The sequence below is a fragment of the Pseudomonas macauensis genome (assembly GCF_047902425.1).
In the GTDB taxonomy this organism is placed as follows: Bacteria; Pseudomonadota; Gammaproteobacteria; order Pseudomonadales; family Pseudomonadaceae; genus Pseudomonas.
In genome coordinates this window covers 5433050-5452997 of sequence record NZ_CP138377.1, presented here as the reverse complement: position 1 = coordinate 5452997, position 19948 = coordinate 5433050, and the positions used below count along the sequence as shown (strand labels likewise).

At 63.3% G+C, this 19948-nt stretch carries 16 protein-coding genes; 14 read left to right on the top strand and 2 right to left on the bottom strand.

What is annotated here, in order from left to right; all coding sequences use genetic code 11:
- Nucleotides 1-5 precede the first annotated feature (5 nt).
- From SD196_RS24975 to SD196_RS24955, 5 genes are all read left to right on the top strand, one after another.
- On the top strand, nucleotides 6-341 hold the full coding sequence (locus SD196_RS24975) for an MliC family protein (protein WP_275608996.1): 336 nt from the start codon (nucleotides 6-8) through the stop codon (nucleotides 339-341).
- A gap of 105 nt (nucleotides 342-446) precedes the next feature.
- Nucleotides 447-1511 carry a class II fructose-bisphosphate aldolase gene (gene fba, locus SD196_RS24970; protein WP_152226796.1) on the top strand — a complete coding sequence of 355 codons (1065 nt, stop codon included), beginning with the start codon at nucleotides 447-449 and terminating at the stop codon, nucleotides 1509-1511.
- A 69-nt stretch (nucleotides 1512-1580) separates the two neighbouring features.
- Nucleotides 1581-2000 (top strand): hypothetical protein, encoded by a 420-nt coding sequence (locus tag SD196_RS24965; protein ID WP_331317877.1) that lies wholly within the window; start codon nucleotides 1581-1583, stop codon nucleotides 1998-2000.
- A gap of 36 nt (nucleotides 2001-2036) precedes the next feature.
- Entirely contained in the window at nucleotides 2037-2807 is a 771-nt protein-coding gene (locus SD196_RS24960; protein ID WP_275608994.1) for a class I SAM-dependent methyltransferase, read from the top strand.
- Nucleotides 2808-2857: 50 nt separating this feature from the next.
- Entirely contained in the window at nucleotides 2858-3352 is a 495-nt protein-coding gene (locus SD196_RS24955; RefSeq protein WP_275608993.1) for a YgjP-like metallopeptidase domain-containing protein, read from the top strand.
- On the opposite strand, the gene SD196_RS24950 is transcribed toward SD196_RS24955, so the two are convergent.
- Both SD196_RS24950 and SD196_RS24945 read right to left on the bottom strand, forming a co-directional pair.
- Nucleotides 3346-3813, bottom strand: a complete 468-nt coding sequence (locus SD196_RS24950) for a hypothetical protein (protein ID WP_416310795.1) — start codon at nucleotides 3811-3813, stop codon at nucleotides 3346-3348. The genes SD196_RS24955 and SD196_RS24950 overlap by 7 nt on opposite strands.
- A gap of 179 nt (nucleotides 3814-3992) precedes the next feature.
- Nucleotides 3993-6431, bottom strand: coding sequence for a penicillin-binding protein 1A (locus tag SD196_RS24945; RefSeq protein ID WP_343576632.1), 2439 nt, complete (start codon nucleotides 6429-6431; stop codon nucleotides 3993-3995).
- Nucleotides 6432-6616: 185 nt separating this feature from the next.
- On the opposite strand from SD196_RS24945, the gene SD196_RS24940 reads away from it, so the two are divergent.
- The 9 genes from SD196_RS24940 (at nucleotide 6617) to gltB (ending at nucleotide 19925) form a co-directional block, all read left to right on the top strand.
- Nucleotides 6617-7681, top strand: coding sequence for a pilus assembly protein PilM (locus SD196_RS24940; protein WP_207882126.1), 1065 nt, complete (start codon nucleotides 6617-6619; stop codon nucleotides 7679-7681).
- Nucleotides 7681-8274, top strand: coding sequence for a type 4a pilus biogenesis protein PilN (pilN, locus tag SD196_RS24935; RefSeq protein WP_275608990.1), 594 nt, complete (start codon nucleotides 7681-7683; stop codon nucleotides 8272-8274). Before SD196_RS24940 ends, pilN begins: the two co-directional genes overlap by 1 nt.
- On the top strand, nucleotides 8271-8921 hold the full coding sequence (gene pilO, locus SD196_RS24930; protein ID WP_343576636.1) for a type 4a pilus biogenesis protein PilO: 651 nt from the start codon (nucleotides 8271-8273) through the stop codon (nucleotides 8919-8921). The genes pilN and pilO overlap by 4 nt, the downstream gene beginning before the upstream one ends.
- Nucleotides 8918-9442 (top strand): type 4a pilus biogenesis lipoprotein PilP, encoded by a 525-nt coding sequence (gene pilP, locus SD196_RS24925; protein ID WP_275608988.1) that lies wholly within the window; start codon nucleotides 8918-8920, stop codon nucleotides 9440-9442. The genes pilO and pilP overlap by 4 nt, the downstream gene beginning before the upstream one ends.
- 53 nt (nucleotides 9443-9495) lie before the next feature.
- Nucleotides 9496-11634: a type IV pilus secretin PilQ gene (gene pilQ / locus SD196_RS24920; RefSeq protein WP_343576639.1), complete on the top strand. Its 2139-nt coding sequence runs from the start codon at nucleotides 9496-9498 to the stop codon at nucleotides 11632-11634.
- Between the two features lie 35 nt (nucleotides 11635-11669).
- Nucleotides 11670-12161: a shikimate kinase AroK gene (gene aroK, locus SD196_RS24915; protein ID WP_416311778.1), complete on the top strand. Its 492-nt coding sequence runs from the start codon at nucleotides 11670-11672 to the stop codon at nucleotides 12159-12161.
- 50 nt (nucleotides 12162-12211) lie between these two features.
- A complete protein-coding gene (aroB, locus tag SD196_RS24910) occupies nucleotides 12212-13318 on the top strand; it encodes a 3-dehydroquinate synthase (protein WP_343576642.1) in 1107 nt (368 codons plus the stop codon).
- 6 nt (nucleotides 13319-13324) lie between these two features.
- A complete protein-coding gene (locus tag SD196_RS24905; protein ID WP_416310794.1) occupies nucleotides 13325-15016 on the top strand; it encodes an AAA family ATPase in 1692 nt (563 codons plus the stop codon).
- Between the two features lie 463 nt (nucleotides 15017-15479).
- A complete protein-coding gene (gene gltB, locus SD196_RS24900) occupies nucleotides 15480-19925 on the top strand; it encodes a glutamate synthase large subunit (protein ID WP_416310793.1) in 4446 nt (1481 codons plus the stop codon).
- The last annotated feature ends 23 nt before the right edge of the window (nucleotides 19926-19948 follow it).

The following is a 19948-nucleotide window of genomic DNA, read 5'->3' as shown; positions in this document are numbered from 1 at the left end:
GCCCGATGCTGCGTTATGTTGTCCCGGCCCTCGCGCTGTCACTGGTCGCCGGATGCTCCAGCCATCCGTCCGATGGTGCCGGCGGCAAAGAGGCCGGCTGGAATCGCTGGACCTGCGATAGCCAGGCCGAAGTCATCTGGCGTTACGTGGATGTCAGCAAGTCTGTAGTCGACCTGCGCCTGGGCGAGGATGACGTGGTTCATCACCTGGAGGAGGAACCCGGCGGTGCTGGCGCTTTCTATAGTGACGGACTGGTCGGATTCAGCATTACCGGCGAGCAGGGACTGATCTACTGGGTCGAAAGCAACGATCTCATCGGCCGAGGTTGCAAGGCGCGCTGACGCGCCGACTGTCCCGGCCGCGGCCTGGATACTTGAACACCGCCTGCCCCTGGGGCAGGCTTTTGAATAACTGAACGAGCCCGACTTCTGGGAGAAGCGAAAACCATGGCACTCATCAGCATGCGCCAAATGCTGGATCACGCCGCCGAGTTCGGCTACGGCGTTCCGGCCTTCAACGTCAACAACCTCGAGCAGATGCGCGCCATCATGGAAGCGGCCGACAAGACCGACTCCCCGGTGATCGTGCAGGCCTCCGCCGGCGCTCGCAAATACGCCGGTGCGCCCTTCCTGCGCCACCTGATCCTCGCGGCCATCGAAGAATTCCCGCATATCCCGGTGTGCATGCACCAGGACCACGGCACCAGCCCTGACGTCTGCCAGCGCTCCATCCAGCTGGGCTTCAGCTCGGTGATGATGGACGGTTCGCTGAAGGAAGACGGCAAGACCCCGGCCGACTACGAGTACAACGTCCGCGTAACCCAGCAGACCGTTGCCTTCGCCCATGCCTGCGGCGTGTCCGTTGAAGGTGAGCTGGGCTGCCTGGGCTCCCTGGAAACCGGCATGGCCGGCGAAGAAGACGGTGTTGGCGCCGAAGGCGTGCTGGACCACAGCCAGCTGCTGACCGATCCGGAAGAAGCCGCCGACTTCGTGAAGAAGACCCAGGTCGACGCCCTGGCGATTGCCATCGGCACCAGCCACGGCGCCTACAAGTTCACCAAGCCGCCGACCGGCGACATCCTTGCCATCGACCGCATCAAGGCGATCCACGCGCGCATTCCGGGCACCCACCTGGTGATGCACGGTTCGTCCTCCGTCCCGCAGGACTGGCTGGCGATCATCAACGAATTCGGCGGCGAAATTCCGGAAACCTACGGCGTTCCGGTCGAGGAAATCGTCGAAGGCATCAAGTACGGCGTGCGCAAGGTGAACATCGACACCGACCTGCGCCTGGCCTCCACTGGCGCCATCCGTCGCTTCCTGGCGAAGAACCCGAGCGAGTTCGACCCGCGCAAGTACTTCGCCAAGACCGTCGAAGCCATGCGCGACGTCTGCATTGCCCGCTACGAAGCCTTCGGCACCGCCGGCCACGCCTCCAAGATCAAGCCGATCTCCCTGGAAGGCATGTTCCAGCGCTACGCCAAGGGTGAGCTGGAAGCGAAGGTCAACTGATCCCGGCCTGCTCGCCAAGAGCCCCGCATTGCGGGGCTCTTTCGTATCCGCCAGAAGGAGATTGATGGCATGTCGATGCTGCGTGCCGGGCTCGCCGCCCTGTCGCTGGCACTGCTGGCCGGCTGTTCGCTGCGCCCGGCGCAACCTCCAGCGCCGCCACCCAAACCGCCAGTGGATCTGCCGGCGGACGCGCAGAACTGCCTGACCCACCAGGAATGCACGCTGAAGACTTCGCGCACCCTGCTGTTCGTCTTCGACTACGCCGAGGCTGGCGCTGCACTGGTGGAGAACGAGAACCGCGTGCTCAGCACGCCGGAGAAGGCGCCGAAGAAGGGCTGGCCGGCGATCCGCATCCAGTTGCCCGATCCCGATGGTGGCCGCTTCCAGTTTTCCAGCGAATGCCGGCAGAAACGTTGCCGGATCAAGGCTGCGCGCCTGCTCAGCTGCTACCGTAGTTATCTCGATGGCAAGGCCTGTCGGTTCCGCTGAGCGCTTGTGCTCGGGCCGGCAGGCTCTGGAGGCGCGATGACGGATGTACATGGCAGTGCGCGGGAGGGTTATGCCCGCGAAGCGAAAGCCTATGCCCATGGGCGCCCGGACTATCCGGAGGCGCTGGTAGGATGGCTCGGCGAGGAACTGGAGATCGGTCCGGGCAAGGAGGTGGTCGACCTTGGCGCGGGCACCGGCAAGTTCACCGCCTTGCTGCAGCGTACGGGCGCGCAGGTCACAGCGATCGAGCCGGTGGCAGCGATGCGCGAGCAACTGAGCGCGACTCTGCCTGCGGTGAGGGCGCTCAATGGCACCGCCCAGGCGATCCCCCTGGTCGCGGGGAGCCTGGATGCGCTGACCTGCGCCCAGGCCTTCCACTGGTTCGCTGATGGGCGGTCGCTGACCGAAATCCATCGGGTGCTGCGTCCGGGTGGGCGTCTCGGTCTGGTCTGGAACGTGCGTGACGAGCGGGTAGACTGGGTGGCCGAGGTGACGCGCATCGTCGAGCGCTACGAGGGCAGCACGCCACGCTTCCACACTGGCGAATGGCGTCGGGCCTTCGCTGGGGCGCGGTTCGCACCGCTGCGTCTGCGTGAGTTCAGCCACCAGCACATCGGCCCACCGGAACAGGTGATCGTCGCGCGCATCCTCTCGGTCAGTTTCATTGCCGCGTTGCCGGACGAGCAGAAGCAGCGGGTCGCCGAGCAACTGCGGGAGTTGATTGCCACCCATCCGGCCTTGAAGGATCGCGCAGAGGTGGCATTCCCCTACCGCACCGAGGCCTACAGCACCCGCGCGCTGGGCTGAGTGGGGAATGAGGTAGACTGGTGGCCGGATTTCCCGCCAGTCGCCCGCCCATGCAACCGCTCCGCTATCTCCAGGCCTACCCGCAACAGCTCCAGGACCAGGTGCGCCAGCTCATCGAGCAGGACCGCCTCGGCCAGTATCTGGAGCGCCGCTATCCCGGTCGTCATGACGTGCAGAGCGACAAGGCGCTGTATGGCTATGCCATGGACCTCAAGCAGCAGTACATGCGCACCGCGCCTGCGGTGGACAAGGTGCTCTATGACAACAAGCTGGATGTGGTGCAGCGCGCCCTCGGCCTGAATACCGCGATTTCGCGGGTGCAGGGTGGCAAGCTCAAGGCGAAGAAGGAGATCCGCGTGGCCTCGCTTTTCAAGGAGGCGGCGCCGGAGTTCCTGCAGATGATCGTGGTCCATGAACTGGCGCATCTGAAGGAGCGCGACCACAGCAAGGCCTTCTACCAGTTGTGCGAGCACATGCTGCCGGGCTACCACCAGCTTGAATTCGATTTGCGCGTCTACCTGACCTGGCGCGATCTGCTTCAGTAGTACAGGCGCGCCAGGTAGAACAGACCGAGGCACCAGGGGAGCAGCAAGGCCAGGCCCAGATAGCGCAGTGCCGTTCGCCCCGAGCCCTCCCGGCCACCCAGCCAGCCGATGCCGGCGAGCGCCAGTAGGAAAACCACCTGCCCGATCAGGACCAGCCGGTAGTGCTCCGGCGTGGGGGAGCTGGGTTCGAGTGCGACGTGGGTGAGGTGCCAGATGCAGAGCGCTCCTGCAGGCATCATCAGTGCGGCGGCAGTGACCAAGCGGCCTGGCAGGCGGAGCAGGAAGGCGATCAGCAGGCCGGCCAGTCCCGCGCAGACAATCAGCGCTGTGAACAGCTGGTCCAGATAGACGAGATCAGGGGCGGGAGCGAGGGCGCGGGGAGTGGCCAGCAGGCGTAGTAGCGGCGCCCCCAGTAGCAGCGCGATCAGGCAGAACAGCCAGCCAAGCAGGTTGCGCAGCATGTGAGCGTCCTGTTTTCGTTGCTGCGGGAAGCCCCTGACGCGCCAGATGGGGTCGGCCGTCCGGGGTTGTTCGCCGCCGCAAGTGCAGATTAATCAATGCCTTGGCGAAATGCCATGATTCTTTGAGAATCATTCTTTCAATGTAAAGGCCCCTCTTGCGAGGGGCTTTCACTTGCCTGTCAGAACAGGTCGATAGGCGCTTCTTCTTCCGCCGGCATACCGCTTCCCGGCGCGCTTCCCGGTGCCAGTTCGCTCATCGAAGGCGGCGTGTCTTCGTTCTTGAACAGCTCGAAGTAGGCGCCCGGCGTGCCCGGTGCCGCCGCGCGACCGGTAATCGGGTCGATACGCAGGCTGACCATGCCGGCGGGCTCGGGCAGCAGGTGCGACGGCTTGTCCTTCAGCGCGGCGCCCATGTAACGCATCCAGATCGGCAGGGCGACGTTGCCGCCGTATTCGGCGCGGCCGAGGCTGTCCGGCTGGTCGAAACCGACCCAGACGGTGGTCATGTAGTCGGCGTTGAAGCCGGAGAACCAGGCGTCCTTGGACTCGTTGGTGGTGCCGGTCTTGCCCGCCAGGTCATCACGCTTGAGCGCCAGGGCACGGCGGCCGGTGCCGCGTTTGATCACGTCCTGCAGCATGCTGGTCATGATGTAGGCGGTGCGGGCATCAATGATGCGCTCGGCGGCAGCCGGTTCGATGGTGGTCTTGGCCAGGCTCGGGTCGTCGTTACCCAGCTCGTTGGTTCCGCTGGGCTGAGCCGGGGCCTGGGCTTGTTCGGTTTGCGCCTCGTCATTGGGTACCCGCGGCGGATTGGCCTGGTAGACCACCTGGCCGTCGCGGCTTTCGATGCGCTCGACCACGTAGGGCGAAACCTTGAAGCCGCCATTGGCGAAGGTGCTCCAGGCGGAGGCGATTTCCAGCGGTGTCAGGGTGGCGGTGCCGAGGGCCATCGACAGGTTCGGCGGCAGCTCGTCCTTGTTGAAACCGAAGCGGCTGATGTAGGTGCGCGCTCGCTCGACGCCCAACCCCTGGAGAATGCGGATCGACACCATGTTGCGCGACTTGTACAGCGCCTCGCGCATCGGGATCGGGCCGAGGAAGGTGTTGGTGTCGTTCTTCGGCCGCCAGACCTTGTCCAGGTACTCGTCGTAGAACACCACGGGGGCGTCGTTGATCAGCGAGGCGGCGGTGAAGCCGTTGTCCAGCGCGGCGCTGTAGATGAACGGCTTGAAGCTGGAACCGGGCTGGCGCTTGGCCTGGGTCGCGCGATTGTAGTTGCTCTGCTCGAAGGAGAAGCCGCCGACCAGCGCCATGATCGCGCCATCCTGTGGGTTCAGCGAGACCAGCGCGCTCTGTGCAGCCGGCACTTGGCTCAGGCGCAGCGAGCCGTCGTCGCGGCGCTGAACGCGGATCACGTCGCCAGGTTGGACCACGTCGCTGGGCTGGCGAGGCATCGGGCCCATGCTGTTGTTGCTGAGATAGGGGCGTGCCCACTTCATGCCGTCCCAGCCGAGGGCTTCTTCCTTGCCATCGCGGGTCATCACCAGGGCGCCGCTCTTTTCCACCTGGACAACGATGGCCGGCTCCAGGCCTCCGAGCGGGCGTTGCTGAGCGATCGCCTGGCGCCAGGCATCACGGGTCTTGCCCGGCAGGCGGGTTTCCGGGCCGCGATAGCCATGACGTTGGTCGTATTCCTGCAGGCCGTCGCGCAGCGCGTTGTTGGCATCCTCCTGCAGGTCGCTGCGCACGGTGGTGTAGACGCGGTAGCCCTCGGTATAGGCATCGCCACCAAAGCGACCGACCAGTTCGGCGCGCGCCATTTCGGCGATGTAGGGGGCGGCCAGTTCGGGGCTCTGTACGTGATAGGAGGCTGCAATGGGCTCCTTGACCGCGGCTTCATAGCGCGGCTGATCGATGAAGCCCAGCTTGAGCATGCGCTCGAGGATCCAGTTGCGGCGTTCCAGGCTGCGTGCGGGGTTGGCCAGCGGGTTATAGCGCGACGGTGCCTTCGGCAGGCCGGCGATCATCGCCATCTGCGCCAGGCTCAGGTCCTTGATCGACTTGCCGTAATAGACCTGGGCAGCGGCCTCCACGCCGTAGGCGCGGTTGCCCAGATAGATCTTGTTGACGTACAGCTCGAGGATCTCATCTTTGGTCAGTGACCGCTCGATCTGTAATGCCAACAATATCTCATTGATCTTTCGGGAGAAACTGCGTTCGTTGGTGAGGAAGTAGTTCTTCGCCACCTGCATGGTGATGGTGCTGCCACCCGTCTGGATGTGCCCGGTCTTCAATAATTGCGCGGCAGCACGCATCAGGCTTTTTACGTCCACGCCATAATGGTTGGCGAAGTTGTCATCCTCGGCCGATAGCAGTGCGTGGGTGAAATCCTGGGGGATTTCAGCAAAACGAATTGGCGTGCGGCGCATCTCGCCAAACTCTGCTATCAATTTGTTATCGCTGCTGTACACCCGCAACGGCATCTGCAAACGCACGTTGCGTAAGGCCTCCACGGACGGGAGGTTAGGGCTGAGGTAGAGGTAGGCGCCGCTGAAACTGAGCAGCAATCCACAGATTATGGTGACGCAGGTCCACCACAGAAACTTCAGCAGGCGCATTGGAAGGTCTTGGATTTCCAGAGAAAAGAAAGAGTTAAGCGGATGGCGCGGTAAAAAGGGAAAAGCTGATCACATTATAAGCAGTTTTTTTCCCGGCGAGCCATTTGCGCAGGTGTCAAGTCTGGTATCTAATGTGAAAAAACATAAATCGTCCGTAAGTCTCGGATGCTGATAGGAAATCAGTCGTGCTAGGGCTATTCAATAAGAAAGCGAACACGCTGCTGGGGATAGACATCAGTTCGACTTCGGTCAAACTCCTCGAACTGAGCCGCTCGGGAGGCCGCTACAAGGTAGAGGCCTACGCCGTGGAGCCGCTCCCTCCCAATGCAGTGGTAGAAAAGAACATCGCTGAACTGGAGGGTGTCGGCCAGGCGTTGTCACGTGTGGTCGCCAAGGCGCGCACCGGCGTGAAGACGGCTGCGGTCGCGGTCGCTGGCTCGGCGGTCATCACCAAGACCATCGAGATGGACGGCGGTCTCTCGGAAGACGAGCTGGAGAACCAGCTCAAGATCGAGGCCGACCAGTACATTCCCTATCCCCTCGAAGAAGTCGCGATCGACTTTGAAGTCCAGGGCGCATCCGCACGGAACGCCGAGCGCGTTGACGTACTCCTCGCCGCCTGTCGGAAGGAAAACGTTGAAGTGCGTGAGGCAGCTCTGGCGCTGTCGGGGCTGACCGCCAAGGTCGTCGACGTCGAGGCCTACGCGCTGGAGCGAGCGTTCAGTCTGCTCGGCGATCAGTTGGGCGGCAATGCCGACGAGCTCACAGTTGCGGTGGTCGACATCGGCGCCACCATGACCACGCTGAGCGTGCTGCACCACGGTCGCACCATCTATACGCGCGAACAGCTGTTCGGCGGGCGCCAGCTCACCGAGGAGATTCAGCGTCGCTATGGCCTGTCGGTGGAAGAAGCTGGGCTTGCCAAGAAGCAGGGCGGTCTTCCGGATGACTATGACAGCGAAGTTTTGCAACCGTTCAAGGATGCGGTCGTTCAACAAGTCTCCCGTTCGCTGCAGTTCTTCTTCGCCGCCGGTCAGTTCAACGACGTGGACTACATCCTGCTGGCAGGCGGAACGGCTTCCATTCCGGACCTGGACAGATTGATCCAGCAGAAGATCGGTACTCCGACACTCGTGGCCAACCCCTTTACCGACATGGTGCTGAGCGGGAAGGTCAATGCGGGGGCGCTGGCCAGTGACGCGCCGGCGTTGATGATTGCCTGCGGTCTGGCGATGAGGAGTTTCGACTGATGACTCGCATCAACCTATTGCCGTGGCGGGAACAGCTGCGCGAGGAGCGCAAGCAGCGCTTCCTCGTGACTCTGGGGGCGGTGCTGCTGGCCTCGGGGGCGCTGGTCTTCCTGGGGGACCAGTACTTCAATGCGGCCATCGAGAACCAGAACGCGCGCAATGATTTCCTGCGCAAGGAAATCACCGTACTCGATGCGCGGATCAAGGAAATCAGCGAGCTGAAGACTCGCCGCCAGCAGTTGCTGGAGCGCATGAAGATCATCTCTGACCTGCAGGGCAACCGACCGATCATTGGCCGGGTGTTCGATCAGTTGGTCCGCACGTTGCCCGACGGCGTCTATTTCACCGACCTGAAGATGACCGGGAAGTCCATTGCCATCGCAGGGGCGGCCGAGTCGAACAACCGGGTGTCCAACCTGATGCGTAACCTGGATGCTTCCGAGTGGCTGAAGGCACCGAACCTGACCGAAGTGAAGGCGGTGACCCAGGGCGCTGTGGACCAGGCGAACATCTTCCAGCTGACGGTTCAGCAGACCCAGCCCGGAGCGGAAGAGGCGGAGCAGAAGAACGTCGCGCAAGGAGCCAAGAAATGAGTCTGGCCAGTTCCCTCGAGAGCTTGCGCAAGATCGACATCAACGACCTTGACCTGAACAACCTTGGCTCCTGGCCGGCGGCGGTCAAGGTCATCGCCTGTATCCTGCTCACGGCCGTGGTACTCGCGCTTGGCTACAACTTCCATCTGAAGGACATGCAGGAACAACTGGATCGGCAGCGCGCCGAAGAGGAGACGCTCAAGCAGCAGTTTTCCGCCAAGGCGTTCCAGGCGGCCAATCTGGAAGCCTACAAAACTCAGATGAAGGAAATGGAGGAGTCCTTCGGCGCCTTGCTGCGGCAGCTGCCCAGTGACACCGAAGTGCCCGGCCTGCTCGAAGACATCACCCGTACCGGCCTGGGGAGTGGGCTCGAGTTCGAGGAGATCAAGCTGCTGCCGGAGGTGACCCAGCAGTTCTATATCGAGTTGCCCATCCAGATCAGTGTCGTGGGCGGTTATCACGACCTGGCGACTTTCGTCAGTGGTGTGTCCAGCCTTCCGCGCATCGTCACCTTGCACGACTTCGAGATCAAACCGGCCAGCGCCGACAGTACGTCCAGGCTCAGGATGACCATCCTGGCCAAGACCTATCGCTATAACGACAAGGGCACGAAGGTCAATGCCCCGAGCGCGGGAGCCAAGAAATGAGGGGGCGCCTGATCATTTGCGGTTGTCTGCTGCTGAGTTTGAACGGGTGTGGTGCTGGAGGCGACTTCAGCGATCTGCAGGCCTATATGGACGAAGTCCGCGCGCGCCCCAAGGGGGCGATCGAGCCACTGCCCAAGTTCCAGCCGTATGAAGCATTCACCTACAGTGCTTCGGCGTTGCGTAGCCCGTTCCAGCCCCCGGTCAAGATCGATCTGGCGGTGAAGCAGAAGGGCAACAAGGTGGTCAAGCCTGACGAAACCCGGGTCAAGCAGTTCCTGGAAGGTTTCAATATCGAGACCTTCGAGATGGTGGGAACCTTGTCCAGGGATAACCAGATGTTCGCTCTCGTGAAAGGTGCAGGAGGGGTGCACCGGGTACGGATCGGCGACTATCTGGGGCGCAACGACGGCAAGATCGTTGCCATCAGCGAAGGCAAGATCGACGTGATTGAAATCGTTCCTGATGGCGAGGGGGGCTGGCTCGAGCGTCCGCGCAGCCTGACCCTCAAGGAACGCTCCTAAGGGCGGGGATGAACATGGATAACAAACTGCAGTCTGCACGACGGATTCAGACGATGAACAAAATGCTTTCCCGCCTGAGCATCTCCTTGCTCGCGGCAGTCTTTGCGCCGGCTTTGCTGGCGGCCAACCTGCAGAGCGTCGATGTCGCAGCCCTGCCGGGCGACCGGGTCGAGCTGAAACTGGGCTTCGACGGCCCGGTGGCGACGCCGCGCGGTTACACCATCGAGCAGCCGGCGCGCATCGCGCTGGACTTGCCGGGTGTGCAGAACAAGCTGGGCAGCAAGAACCGCGAACTGGGTGTAGGCAATGCCCGCAGCCTGACGGTGGTTGAGGCGAAAGATCGCACCCGCCTGATCGTCAACCTGTCCACCCTGGTGCCTTATACCACTCGGTCGGAAGGTTCGAATCTGTACGTTGTGGTCGGTGGGGCGGGGGCTGCTTCGAGCTCCTATGCTTCTGCCGCGCCGGCTCCCGCTCCGGTTGCCAAGCCCGCTCAGCCCAAGCCTTACGTTCCGGCCGGCAAGGCGATTCGCAATATCGACTTCCAGCGTGGCGACCAGGGTGAGGGCAATGTCGTGATCGACCTGTCCGATCCGACCGTCAGCCCGGATATCCAGGAACAGGGCGGCAAGATTCGCCTGGAGTTCCCGCGTACCCAGTTGCCCGACAACCTGCGCGTGCGCCTTGACGTGAAGGACTTTGCCACGCCAGTACAGTTCGTAAATGCCTCTGCAGCGGGTGACAAGGCCAGCATCACGATCGAGCCGACCGGCATTTACGACTATCTCGTCTATCAGACCGACAACCGAATGACCGTCAGCATCAAGCCGCTGACCCAGGACGATGCCGAGAAGCGCAAGAAGGATACCTTTGCCTACACCGGTGAGAAGCTGTCGCTGAACTTCCAGGACATCGATGTACGGTCGGTGCTGCAGCTGATCGCCGACTTCACTGACCTGAACCTGGTGGCGTCCGATACCGTCCAGGGCAACATCACCCTGCGTCTGCAGAATGTGCCGTGGGATCAGGCGCTGGACCTGGTGCTGAAGACCAAGGGGCTGGACAAGCGCAAGGTGGGTAACGTTCTGCTGGTTGCCCCGGCGGAAGAGATTGCCGCGCGCGAGCGTCAGGAGCTGGAGGCCCAGAAGCAGATTTCCGAACTGGCTCCCCTGCGTCGCGAGCTGATTCAGGTGAACTACGCGAAGGCCGCTGACATTGCCAAGTTGTTCCAGTCGGTAACCGGAGTGGGTGCTCCCGGTGCGCCGCAGGCGGCGGGTGCGGATAATCGTGGCTCGCTCACCGTTGATGATCGCACCAACGCGATCATTGCCTACCAAACCCAGGACCGCCTGGATGAGTTGCGCCGTATCGTCGCTCAACTGGACATCCCGGTGCGCCAGGTGATGATCGAGGCGCGCATCGTTGAGGCTGCTGTGGACTACAGCAAGAGCCTGGGGGTTCGTTGGGGTGGTGCGTTCAGTTCCGGTAACTGGGACTTCTACGGCAAGGATGGCGCGCGTACGATCAGCGACGGCAAACTGTTCCTGCCCGGCACCGATACAGTCGGTAACTTTACTTCACAGGATGGCGTGGCGCCGGTTCCGTTCGTTGATATGGGGGTGGCCAACAGCACCTCGGGTATCGGTATCGGCTTCCTGAGTGATCACGCCATGCTCGACCTGCAACTGTCCGCCATGGAGAAGAGCGGTAACGGCGAAGTAGTCTCCCAGCCGAAGGTCGTTACCTCCGACAAGGAGACCGCGAAGATCCTCAAGGGCTCGGAGATTCCTTATCAGGAAGCGAGCTCCAGCGGTGCTACCTCGGTGTCCTTCAAGGAAGCTGCGCTGGCTCTGGAAGTGACCCCACAGATCACTCCAGACAACCGCATCATCATGGAAGTGAAGGTCAACAAGGACGAGCCGGACTACGCCAACGCACTGAATGGCATCCCGCCGATCAAGAAGAACGAGGTGAACGCCAAGGTGCTGGTCAACGACGGTGAAACCATCGTGATCGGCGGTGTGTTCTCCAATACCCAGACCAAGGCGACCGACAAGGTTCCGTTCCTGGGTGATGTTCCGTTCATTGGACGCCTGTTCCGTCGTGACTCGATAACCGACAGCAAGAATGAGCTGCTGGTTTTCCTTACCCCGCGGATCATGAATAATCAGGCCTTTGCAGCCGGCCGTTGATCAATGTCGTGTCCAATTTGATTCTGGTAGGCCCGATGGGGGCTGGGAAAAGCACCATCGGGCGTCTTCTCGCCAAAGAGCTTCACCTCGTTTTCAAGGATTCGGATAAAGAGATCGAGCAGCGCTGCGGAGCCAACATCCCCTGGATATTCGATGTCGAGGGCGAGGCAGGCTTCCGCGAGCGTGAGCAGTCGATGCTTGCCGAGCTGTGCGCCGCCGGTGGCATGGTGATCGCCACCGGCGGCGGCGCTGTCATGCGCGATGCCAATCGCCAGATACTCAAGGCTGGCGGCCAGGTCATCTACCTGCACGCCTCGGTCGAGCAGCAGATTTCCCGAACTGCACGCGACAAGAACCGTCCGCTGCTGCAGAAGCCCAATCCGGACCAGATCCTCCGTGACCTCATGCAGCTGCGCGATCCGCTGTATCGCGAAATCGCCGATGTGATCATCGAAACCGACGAGCGGCCGCCGCGCCTCGTGGTTCTGGAGATTCTGGAGCGCTTGCGTGAGTTGGAGCGCCATTAACGGCGCTCCAATCTGCGGTATCCTAGTCCCCTTTCTTGCCTGGGGGTTTCATGCGCACACTCAATGTCGATCTGGCCGATCGCAGCTACCCGATCTACATCGGTGAGGGGCTGCTGGATGATCCGCGCTACTTCGAGCCGCATATCCGCGGCCGTCAGGTAGCCATCGTCACCAACGAAACCATCGCGCCGCTGTACTTGGATCGACTGCAGAAAACCCTGGCTGGCTACAAGATCACCTCGGTCGTGCTGCCTGACGGTGAGGCCTATAAACAGTGGGAAACCCTGCAGCTGATCTTCGATGAGCTGCTCAAGGTGCGCCACGACCGCAAGACCACCCTGATCGCCCTGGGCGGCGGCGTCATCGGCGACATGACCGGCTTCGCCGCTGCCTGTTACCAGCGCGGCGTCGACTTCATCCAGGTGCCGACCACCCTGCTGTCCCAGGTGGATTCCTCGGTGGGCGGCAAGACCGGCATCAACCACCCGCTGGGCAAGAACATGATCGGCGCGTTCTACCAGCCTCAGGCCGTGGTCATCGACACCACCACCTTGCGCACACTGCCGCCACGCGAACTGTCCGCCGGTCTGGCGGAAGTCATCAAGTACGGCTTCATCTGCGACGAGCCGTTCCTGACCTGGCTGGAGGCGCACATGGATGACCTGCTGGCGCTGGAGCCGACTGCGCTTACCGAGGCCATCGAGCGCTCCTGCGCCGCCAAGGCCCGCGTGGTCGGCGCCGACGAGAAGGAAACCGGCGTCCGTGCCACCCTCAACCTCGGCCATACCTTCGGTCATGCCATCGAGACCCACATGGGCTACGGCGTCTGGCTGCATGGCGAAGCCGTCGGCGCGGGAACCGTGATGGCACTTGAGATGTCGCATCGGCTGGGATGGCTGACAAATGCCGAACTCGATCGCGGCGTCCGCCTGCTGGCTGCGGCGAAGCTGCCGGTCGTTCCGCCAACGGAAATGAATGCCGAGCATTTTCTCGAGCATATGGCCGTCGACAAGAAAGTGCTCGATGGACGTCTGCGTCTGGTCTTGCTCCAAGGGCTGGGGGCTGCGGTCGTGACCGCCGAATTCCCCCGTGAGATTCTGGAAGAAACACTGCGCACTGACTACCAGGCACTGGTCGGTCAGGCAGGAGAACACTGAGGTCCCATGTCCAGTTTGCATGCCGACGAGGCCTTCCTGGCCCACTACCAGTTCAGCCATGACCCGTTCGCACCGCGGGTTCCCGGCTTCAAGTTCTTCCCGGCGCAGCGCAAGCCCGTACTGGGTCAACTGCACCATCTGGCGCGCTATAGCCACCTGCTGCTGGCCGTAACCGGTCCGCTGGGCAGCGGCAAGACGCTGCTGCGCCAGGCGCTGGTGGCCAGCACCAACAAGGACGCGGTCTCCAGCGTGGTCATCTCCGGCCGCTCGGTAACCGACGAGGCCACCCTGCTGCGCCAACTGGCTCAGGGCCTGGGCATCACCCAGACCAGCCTCGAGCCCATCCTGGCCAAGGTCGCCCAACTGGCGATCACAGGGCAGGACGTTTACCTGCTGGTGGACGATGCCGAGCAACTGCGCGATGACGCACTGGAAGTGCTGCTGCTTCTGGCGGCCGGCAACACCGAGGCGCGTCTGCACGTCTTCCTGTTCGGCGAGCCGGCGCTGCTGTCGCGGCTGGAAGTGCTGTCCGAAGGCGAGGAGCGTTTTCATGCCATTGAACTGCAGCCCTACAGCGAAGAGGAAACCCGCGAGTACCTGGCCCAGCGCCTGGAAGGTGCCGGGCAGGGCATCGAACTGATTTCCGCTGACCTGTTGGCCGACATTCACGAGCAGTCCGGCGGCTGGCCGGGAGCGATCAACCAGAGCGCTCGCGACGCCATGATCGAGGCGATGCTGGCTGACCGCGGTGGCGCTCGCAAGGCGGCTGGCCCAGGCTTCAAGCTGCCGAAAAAGCATTTGGCGATCCTGGGTGTGGTCGCCATCGGCGTCATCGCTGCCTGGTTCATGCAGGGCAAGACCAGCAAGCCCGAGTCCGCCAATAACACCGCTGCGCAAACCTCTTCCCAGCTGCCGCTGGGCGGCGCCGCCCCGCAACCGGGCGCCCAGCCGACGCCGGATGCTCAGGGTGCTGGCCCGTCTGTCGAGTTCGCCGGTTCTAATCAGCCGCTGCCGCTGCCACTGGTGGGCGAGAGCCAGCCGGTGATCCGCGAACCGATGGCCCAGGCCGGCGGCCAGGAAGATGCCGATGAAGGCGGTATGCCGTCCGCGGCCATTCCGCCGACCGTGACGACCTCCGCGCCGCCGGTAACGCCGCTGGCCAACAATGGCCCTGCTCCGCTGAACCCGGTGCCGCCGGCGCCGACCCAGTCGCAGCCAGTGGCCCAACCGACTCCGAAGCCCGCGCCGACCCAGGCCGCAGCCCCGCAACCGGTCAAACCCGCCGCCACAGCTCCGGCCAAGCCTGCTCCGGCGGCCAAGCCGGCAGCGACCAAGCCCGCCACCACCGTTGCCAGCGCCAAGCCGGCCTCGGCCAGCAAACCCGCAACGGCCACCGGCAGCGCCGGCAGCAGTAGTTGGTACCAGTCCCAGGCAGGTTCTCGCTACTCCGTGCAGGTGCTGGGCACCGGCTCGGAAGCCAGCGCCAAGGCCTTCATCAGCCAGCAGGGTGGTGGCGACTACCGCTACTTCCGCAAGAACCTGCAGGGCAAGCCGTTCTACGTCGTGACTTACGGCAGCTTCGCTGACCGCACGGCCGCACAGGCGGCGATCAAGAAGCTGCCGGCAAAGATCCAGGCTTCCAAGCCCTGGGCGCGTCCCTTCTCCAGCATCCAGCAGGACATCGCCGGGGCGCGCTGAAAGGTCGCACTGTCGTAGTAATGAAAAAGCCGAGCCCCACGCCATGGGGCTCGGCTTTTTTATTGGGTTGTTTCTTTCGCTGCATTCTTATAAAAATGCGACATCGGGTGTCGGCAGTGCGTCAAAAAAATAAGTGACGTCAGTCGCGCCGTGTGTACAATGACCTCCCTTTGCCTATCGGAAACTTGCCGCTTGAGCGAGTAGACAGGCAAAGCGCTTGATAGAGGGTCTGCTGACGTTTCGTCATGGCCAGGACCGGAACCGCCGCCACGTTGGGTAAGACGTGGCAACTGACGCGGATCGGTCATTCCAGGTGAACCAGGGGCTAGAACGGCGCTGCACGTCAGATGCGGCCCGTGCCTTTGAGGTGCGCGGGAAACAAGCCAGCAAAGGCGAAACAGGGTGATGGCGAAACGTCAGCAGACCCTGGAAATTAAAAAAGTTTTGCCGGTGAGAGTTCCCTATGAAAGCAGGTCTGTACCATCCTGAGACGTTCAAGGATAACTGCGGATTCGGCCTGATCGCCCATATGACGGGCGAGGCAAGCCATGAGCTTCTGCAAACCGCCATCGAAGCACTGACCTGCATGACCCACCGAGGTGGGATCAACGCGGACGGGAAAACCGGGGACGGCTGTGGGCTGCTGATCCAGAAGCCCGACCAATTCCTGCGCGCCGTCGCCCAGGAGACCTTCGGTGTCGAGCTGCCCGCGCAGTACGCCGTGGGCATGGTCTTCTTCAACCAGGACCCGGTGAAAGCCGAAGCCGCCCGCGCGAACATGAATCGCGAGATCGAGCGTGCAGGCCTGAAACTGGTCGGCTGGCGCAAGGTGCCGATCGACACCAGCGTCCTGGGTCGCCTGGCGCTGGAGCGCCTGCCGCAGATCGAGCAGGTATTCATCGGCGGCGAAGGCCTGTCCGACCAGGAATTCGCGGTCAAGCTGTTCAGCTCCCGTCGCCGTTCCTCCGTGGCCAACGCCGAGGACGCCGATCACTACGTCTGCAGCTTCTCGCACAAGACCATCATCTATAAGGGCCTGATGATGCCGGCGGACCTCGCCGCCTTCTATCCGGACCTCTCCGACGAGCGCCTGAAGACCGCCATCTGCGTCTTCCACCAGCGCTTCTCGACCAACACCCTGCCCAAGTGGCCGCTGGCCCAGCCGTTCCGCCTGCTGGCGCACAACGGCGAGATCAACACCATCACCGGCAACCGCAACTGGGCCCAGGCCCGTCGCGGCAAGTTCACCAACGAGTGGATGCCTGACCTGGACGAGCTCGGCCCGCTGGTCAACCGCGTGGGTTCGGACTCCTCCAGCATGGACAACATGCTCGAGCTGATGGTCACCGGCGGCATGGACATGTTCCGCGGCCTGCGCATGATCATTCCGCCGGCCTGGCAGAACGTCGAGACCATGGACGCCGACCTGCGCGCGTTCTACGAATTCAACTCGCTGCACATGGAGCCGTGGGACGGCCCCGCCGGCGTCGTGCTGACCGACGGCCGCTACGCCGTCTGCCTGCTCGACCGCAACGGCCTTCGCCCGTCGCGCTGGGTTACCACCAAGAACGGCTACATCACCCTCGCCTCGGAAATCGGCGTGTGGGATTACAAGCCCGAGGACGTCATCGCCAAGGGCCGCGTCGGCCCAGGCCAGATCCTCGCGGTGGACACCGAGACCGGCCAGCTGCTGCAGACCGAGGACATCGACAATCGCCTGAAGTCGCGCCACCCGTACAAGCAGTGGCTGCGCCAGAGCGCGCTGCGCATCCAGGCCACCCTGGACGATGATCAGGGCGTTGCCAGCTACGACGGCGACCAGCTCAAGCAGTACATGAAAATGTTCCAGGTCACCTTCGAGGAGCGTGACCAAGTGCTGCGCCCGCTCGCCGAGCAGGGCCAGGAAGCGGTCGGCTCGATGGGCGACGACACCCCGATGGCGGTGCTGTCCAAGCGCATTCGCTCGCCCTACGACTACTTCCGCCAGGTCTTCGCTCAGGTTACCAACCCGCCGATCGACCCGCTGCGCGAAGCGATCGTGATGTCCCTGGAAACCTGTCTGGGCATCGAGCAGAACATCTTCGAAGAGTCCCCGCACCACGCCAACCAGGCGATCCTGACCACCCCGGTGATCTCCCCGGCCAAGTGGCGGACCCTGATGAACCTGGAGCGTCCGGGCTTCGATCGTCATCACATCGACCTGAACTACGACGAGTCCGTCGGCCTCGAAGCGGCCGTGCGCAACATCGCCGACCAGGCCGAGGAAGCCGTGCGCGCCGGCAAGGTGCTGCTGGTGCTGTCCGACCGTCACATCGCCCCCGGCAAGCTGCCGGTGCACGCGGCCCTGGCCGTCGGCGCCGTGCACCACCGCCTAGTGCAGACCGGCCTGCGCTGCGACTCCAACATCCTGGTGGAAACCGCCACCGCCCGTGACCCGCACCACTTCGCAGTGCTGGTGGGCTTCGGTGCGTCCGCGGTCTACCCGTTCCTCGCCTACGAGGTGCTGGCCGACCTGATCCGCACCGGCGAAGTGCTGGGCGACCTCTACGAGGTCTTCAAGTACTACCGCAAGGGCATCTCCAAGGGGATGCTGAAGATCCTCTCGAAGATGGGTATCTCCACCATCGCCTCCTACCGTGGCGCCCAACTGTTCGAAGCCATCGGCCTGTCCGACGAAGTCACCGGCCTGTGCTTCCCGGGCACCCCGAGTCGCATCCAGGGCGCGCGCTTCATCGACATCGAGAACGAGCAGAAACTGCTCGCGTTCGAAGCCTGGAACAACCGCAAGCCGATCCAGCAGGGCGGCCTGCTGAAGTTCGTCTATGGCGGCGAGTACCACGCCTACAACCCGGACGTGGTGAACACCCTGCAGGCCGCCGTGCAGCAGGGCGACTACGCCAAGTTCAAGGAATACACCGCGCTGGTGGACCAGCGCCCGGTCTCCATGCTGCGTGACCTGCTCAAGGTGAAAACCTCCGAGCAACCGCTGAGCCTGGACGAAATCGAGCCGCTGGAGTCCATCTTCAAGCGCTTCGACGCCGCCGGTATCTCCCTCGGCGCGCTGTCGCCGGAGGCCCACGAGGCTCTGGCCGAGGCCATGAACCGCCTGGGCGGCCGCTCCAACTCCGGTGAGGGTGGCGAAGACCCGGCGCGCTACGGCACGCTGAAAAGCTCGAAGATCAAGCAGGTGGCTACCGGCCGCTTCGGTGTGACCCCGGAATACCTGGTCAACGCCGAAGTCCTGCAGATCAAGGTGGCCCAGGGCGCCAAGCCCGGCGAAGGCGGCCAGCTGCCCGGCGGCAAGGTCAACGGCCTGATCGCCCGCCTGCGCTATGCCGTGCCCGGCGTGACCCTGATCTCGCCGCCGCCGCACCACGACATTTACTCCATCGAAGACCTCGCCCAGCTGATCTTCGACCTCAAGCAGGTCAACCCGCAGGCGCTGGTGTCGGTGAAGCTGGTGTCCGAACCGGGTGTAGGCACCATCGCCGCCGGCGTGGCCAAGGCCTATGCCGACCTGATCACCATCTCCGGCTACGACGGCGGTACCGGCGCCTCGCCGATCACCTCCATCAAGTACGCCGGTTCGCCGTGGGAGCTGGGCCTCGCCGAGGCGCACCAGACCCTGCGCGGCAACGACCTGCGCGGCAAGGTCCGCGTGCAGACCGACGGCGGCCTGAAGACCGGTCTGGACGTCATCAAGGCCGCGATCCTCGGCGCCGAGAGCTTCGGCTTCGGCACCGCCCCGATGATCGCCCTGGGCTGCAAGTACCTGCGCATCTGCCATCTGAACAACTGCGCCACCGGCGTCGCCACCCAGAACGACAAGCTGCGCAAGGACCACTTCATCGGCACCGTGGACATGGTGGTGAACTTCTTCACCTTCATCGCCAGCGAGACCCGTGAGTGGCTGGCCAAGCTTGGCGTGCGCAGCCTGGAAGAGCTGATCGGCCGCACCGACCTGCTGGAAATCCTGCCGGGCGAGACGCCCAAGCAGGGCAACCTCGACCTCACGCCGCTGCTGGGCAGCGACCTGATCCCGGCCGAGAAGCCGCAGTTCTGCGAAGTCGAGAAGAACCCGCCGTTCGACCAAGGCCTGCTGGCCGAGAAGATGGTCGAGCTGGCCCGCGACGCCATCGCAGGCGCCAAGGGCGGCGAATACGAGCTGGACATCTGCAACTGCGACCGTTCCATTGGCGCGCGGATTTCCGGTGAGATCGCCAAGGTCCACGGCAACCAGGGCATGGCCAAGGCGCCGATCACCTTCCGCTTCAAGGGCACTGCGGGGCAGAGCTTCGGCGTATGGAACGCCGGCGGCCTGCACCTGTACCTGGAAGGTGACGCCAACGACTACGTAGGCAAGGGCATGACCGGCGGCAAACTGGTCGTCACCCCGCCCAAGGGCAGCCCGTTCAAGTCGCAGGAGTCGGCCATCGTCGGCAACACCTGCCTGTACGGCGCCACCGGCGGCAAGCTGTTCGCCGCGGGTACCGCGGGCGAGCGTTTCGGCGTGCGCAACTCCGGTGCCCATGCCGTCGTGGAAGGCACCGGTGACCACTGCTGCGAATACATGACCGGCGGCTTCATCTGCGTACTGGGCAAGACCGGCTACAACTTCGGCTCCGGCATGACCGGTGGCTTCGCTTACGTCCTCGACATGGACAACACCTTCGTTGACCGCGTGAACCATGAACTGGTGGAAATCCAGCGCATCAGCGGCGAAGCGATGGAGGCCTACCGCAGCCACCTGCGCAAGGTCCTGGTCGAGTACGTGGCGGAAACCGCGAGTGAGTGGGGCGCACATCTGCTGGAGAACCTCGACGACTACCTGCGTCGGTTCTGGCTGGTGAAACCCAAGGCTGCAAGCCTCGGTTCCCTGCTGACCAGCACCCGTGCCAACCCGCAATAAGCGCCTGAAGTTTGATGAGGTCT

Coding starts and splice junctions, on each gene's coding strand:
- SD196_RS24965 (WP_331317877.1), top strand. CDS start 1,581: ATGTCGATGCTGCGTGCCGGGCTCGCCGCCCTGTCGCTGGCACTGCTG.
- SD196_RS24950 (WP_416310795.1), bottom strand. CDS start 3,813: ATGCTGCGCAACCTGCTTGGCTGGCTGTTCTGCCTGATCGCGCTGCTA.
- aroB (WP_343576642.1), top strand. CDS start 12,212: ATGCGCACACTCAATGTCGATCTGGCCGATCGCAGCTACCCGATCTAC.
- SD196_RS24945 (WP_343576632.1), bottom strand. CDS start 6,431: ATGCGCCTGCTGAAGTTTCTGTGGTGGACCTGCGTCACCATAATCTGT.
- pilN (WP_275608990.1), top strand. CDS start 7,681: ATGACTCGCATCAACCTATTGCCGTGGCGGGAACAGCTGCGCGAGGAG.
- fba (WP_152226796.1), top strand. CDS start 447: ATGGCACTCATCAGCATGCGCCAAATGCTGGATCACGCCGCCGAGTTC.
- SD196_RS24960 (WP_275608994.1), top strand. CDS start 2,037: ATGACGGATGTACATGGCAGTGCGCGGGAGGGTTATGCCCGCGAAGCG.
- SD196_RS24905 (WP_416310794.1), top strand. CDS start 13,325: ATGTCCAGTTTGCATGCCGACGAGGCCTTCCTGGCCCACTACCAGTTC.
- gltB (WP_416310793.1), top strand. CDS start 15,480: ATGAAAGCAGGTCTGTACCATCCTGAGACGTTCAAGGATAACTGCGGA.
- SD196_RS24975 (WP_275608996.1), top strand. CDS start 6: ATGCTGCGTTATGTTGTCCCGGCCCTCGCGCTGTCACTGGTCGCCGGA.
- pilQ (WP_343576639.1), top strand. CDS start 9,496: ATGAACAAAATGCTTTCCCGCCTGAGCATCTCCTTGCTCGCGGCAGTC.
- pilP (WP_275608988.1), top strand. CDS start 8,918: ATGAGGGGGCGCCTGATCATTTGCGGTTGTCTGCTGCTGAGTTTGAAC.
- SD196_RS24955 (WP_275608993.1), top strand. CDS start 2,858: ATGCAACCGCTCCGCTATCTCCAGGCCTACCCGCAACAGCTCCAGGAC.
- aroK (WP_416311778.1), top strand. CDS start 11,670: ATGGGGGCTGGGAAAAGCACCATCGGGCGTCTTCTCGCCAAAGAGCTT.
- pilO (WP_343576636.1), top strand. CDS start 8,271: ATGAGTCTGGCCAGTTCCCTCGAGAGCTTGCGCAAGATCGACATCAAC.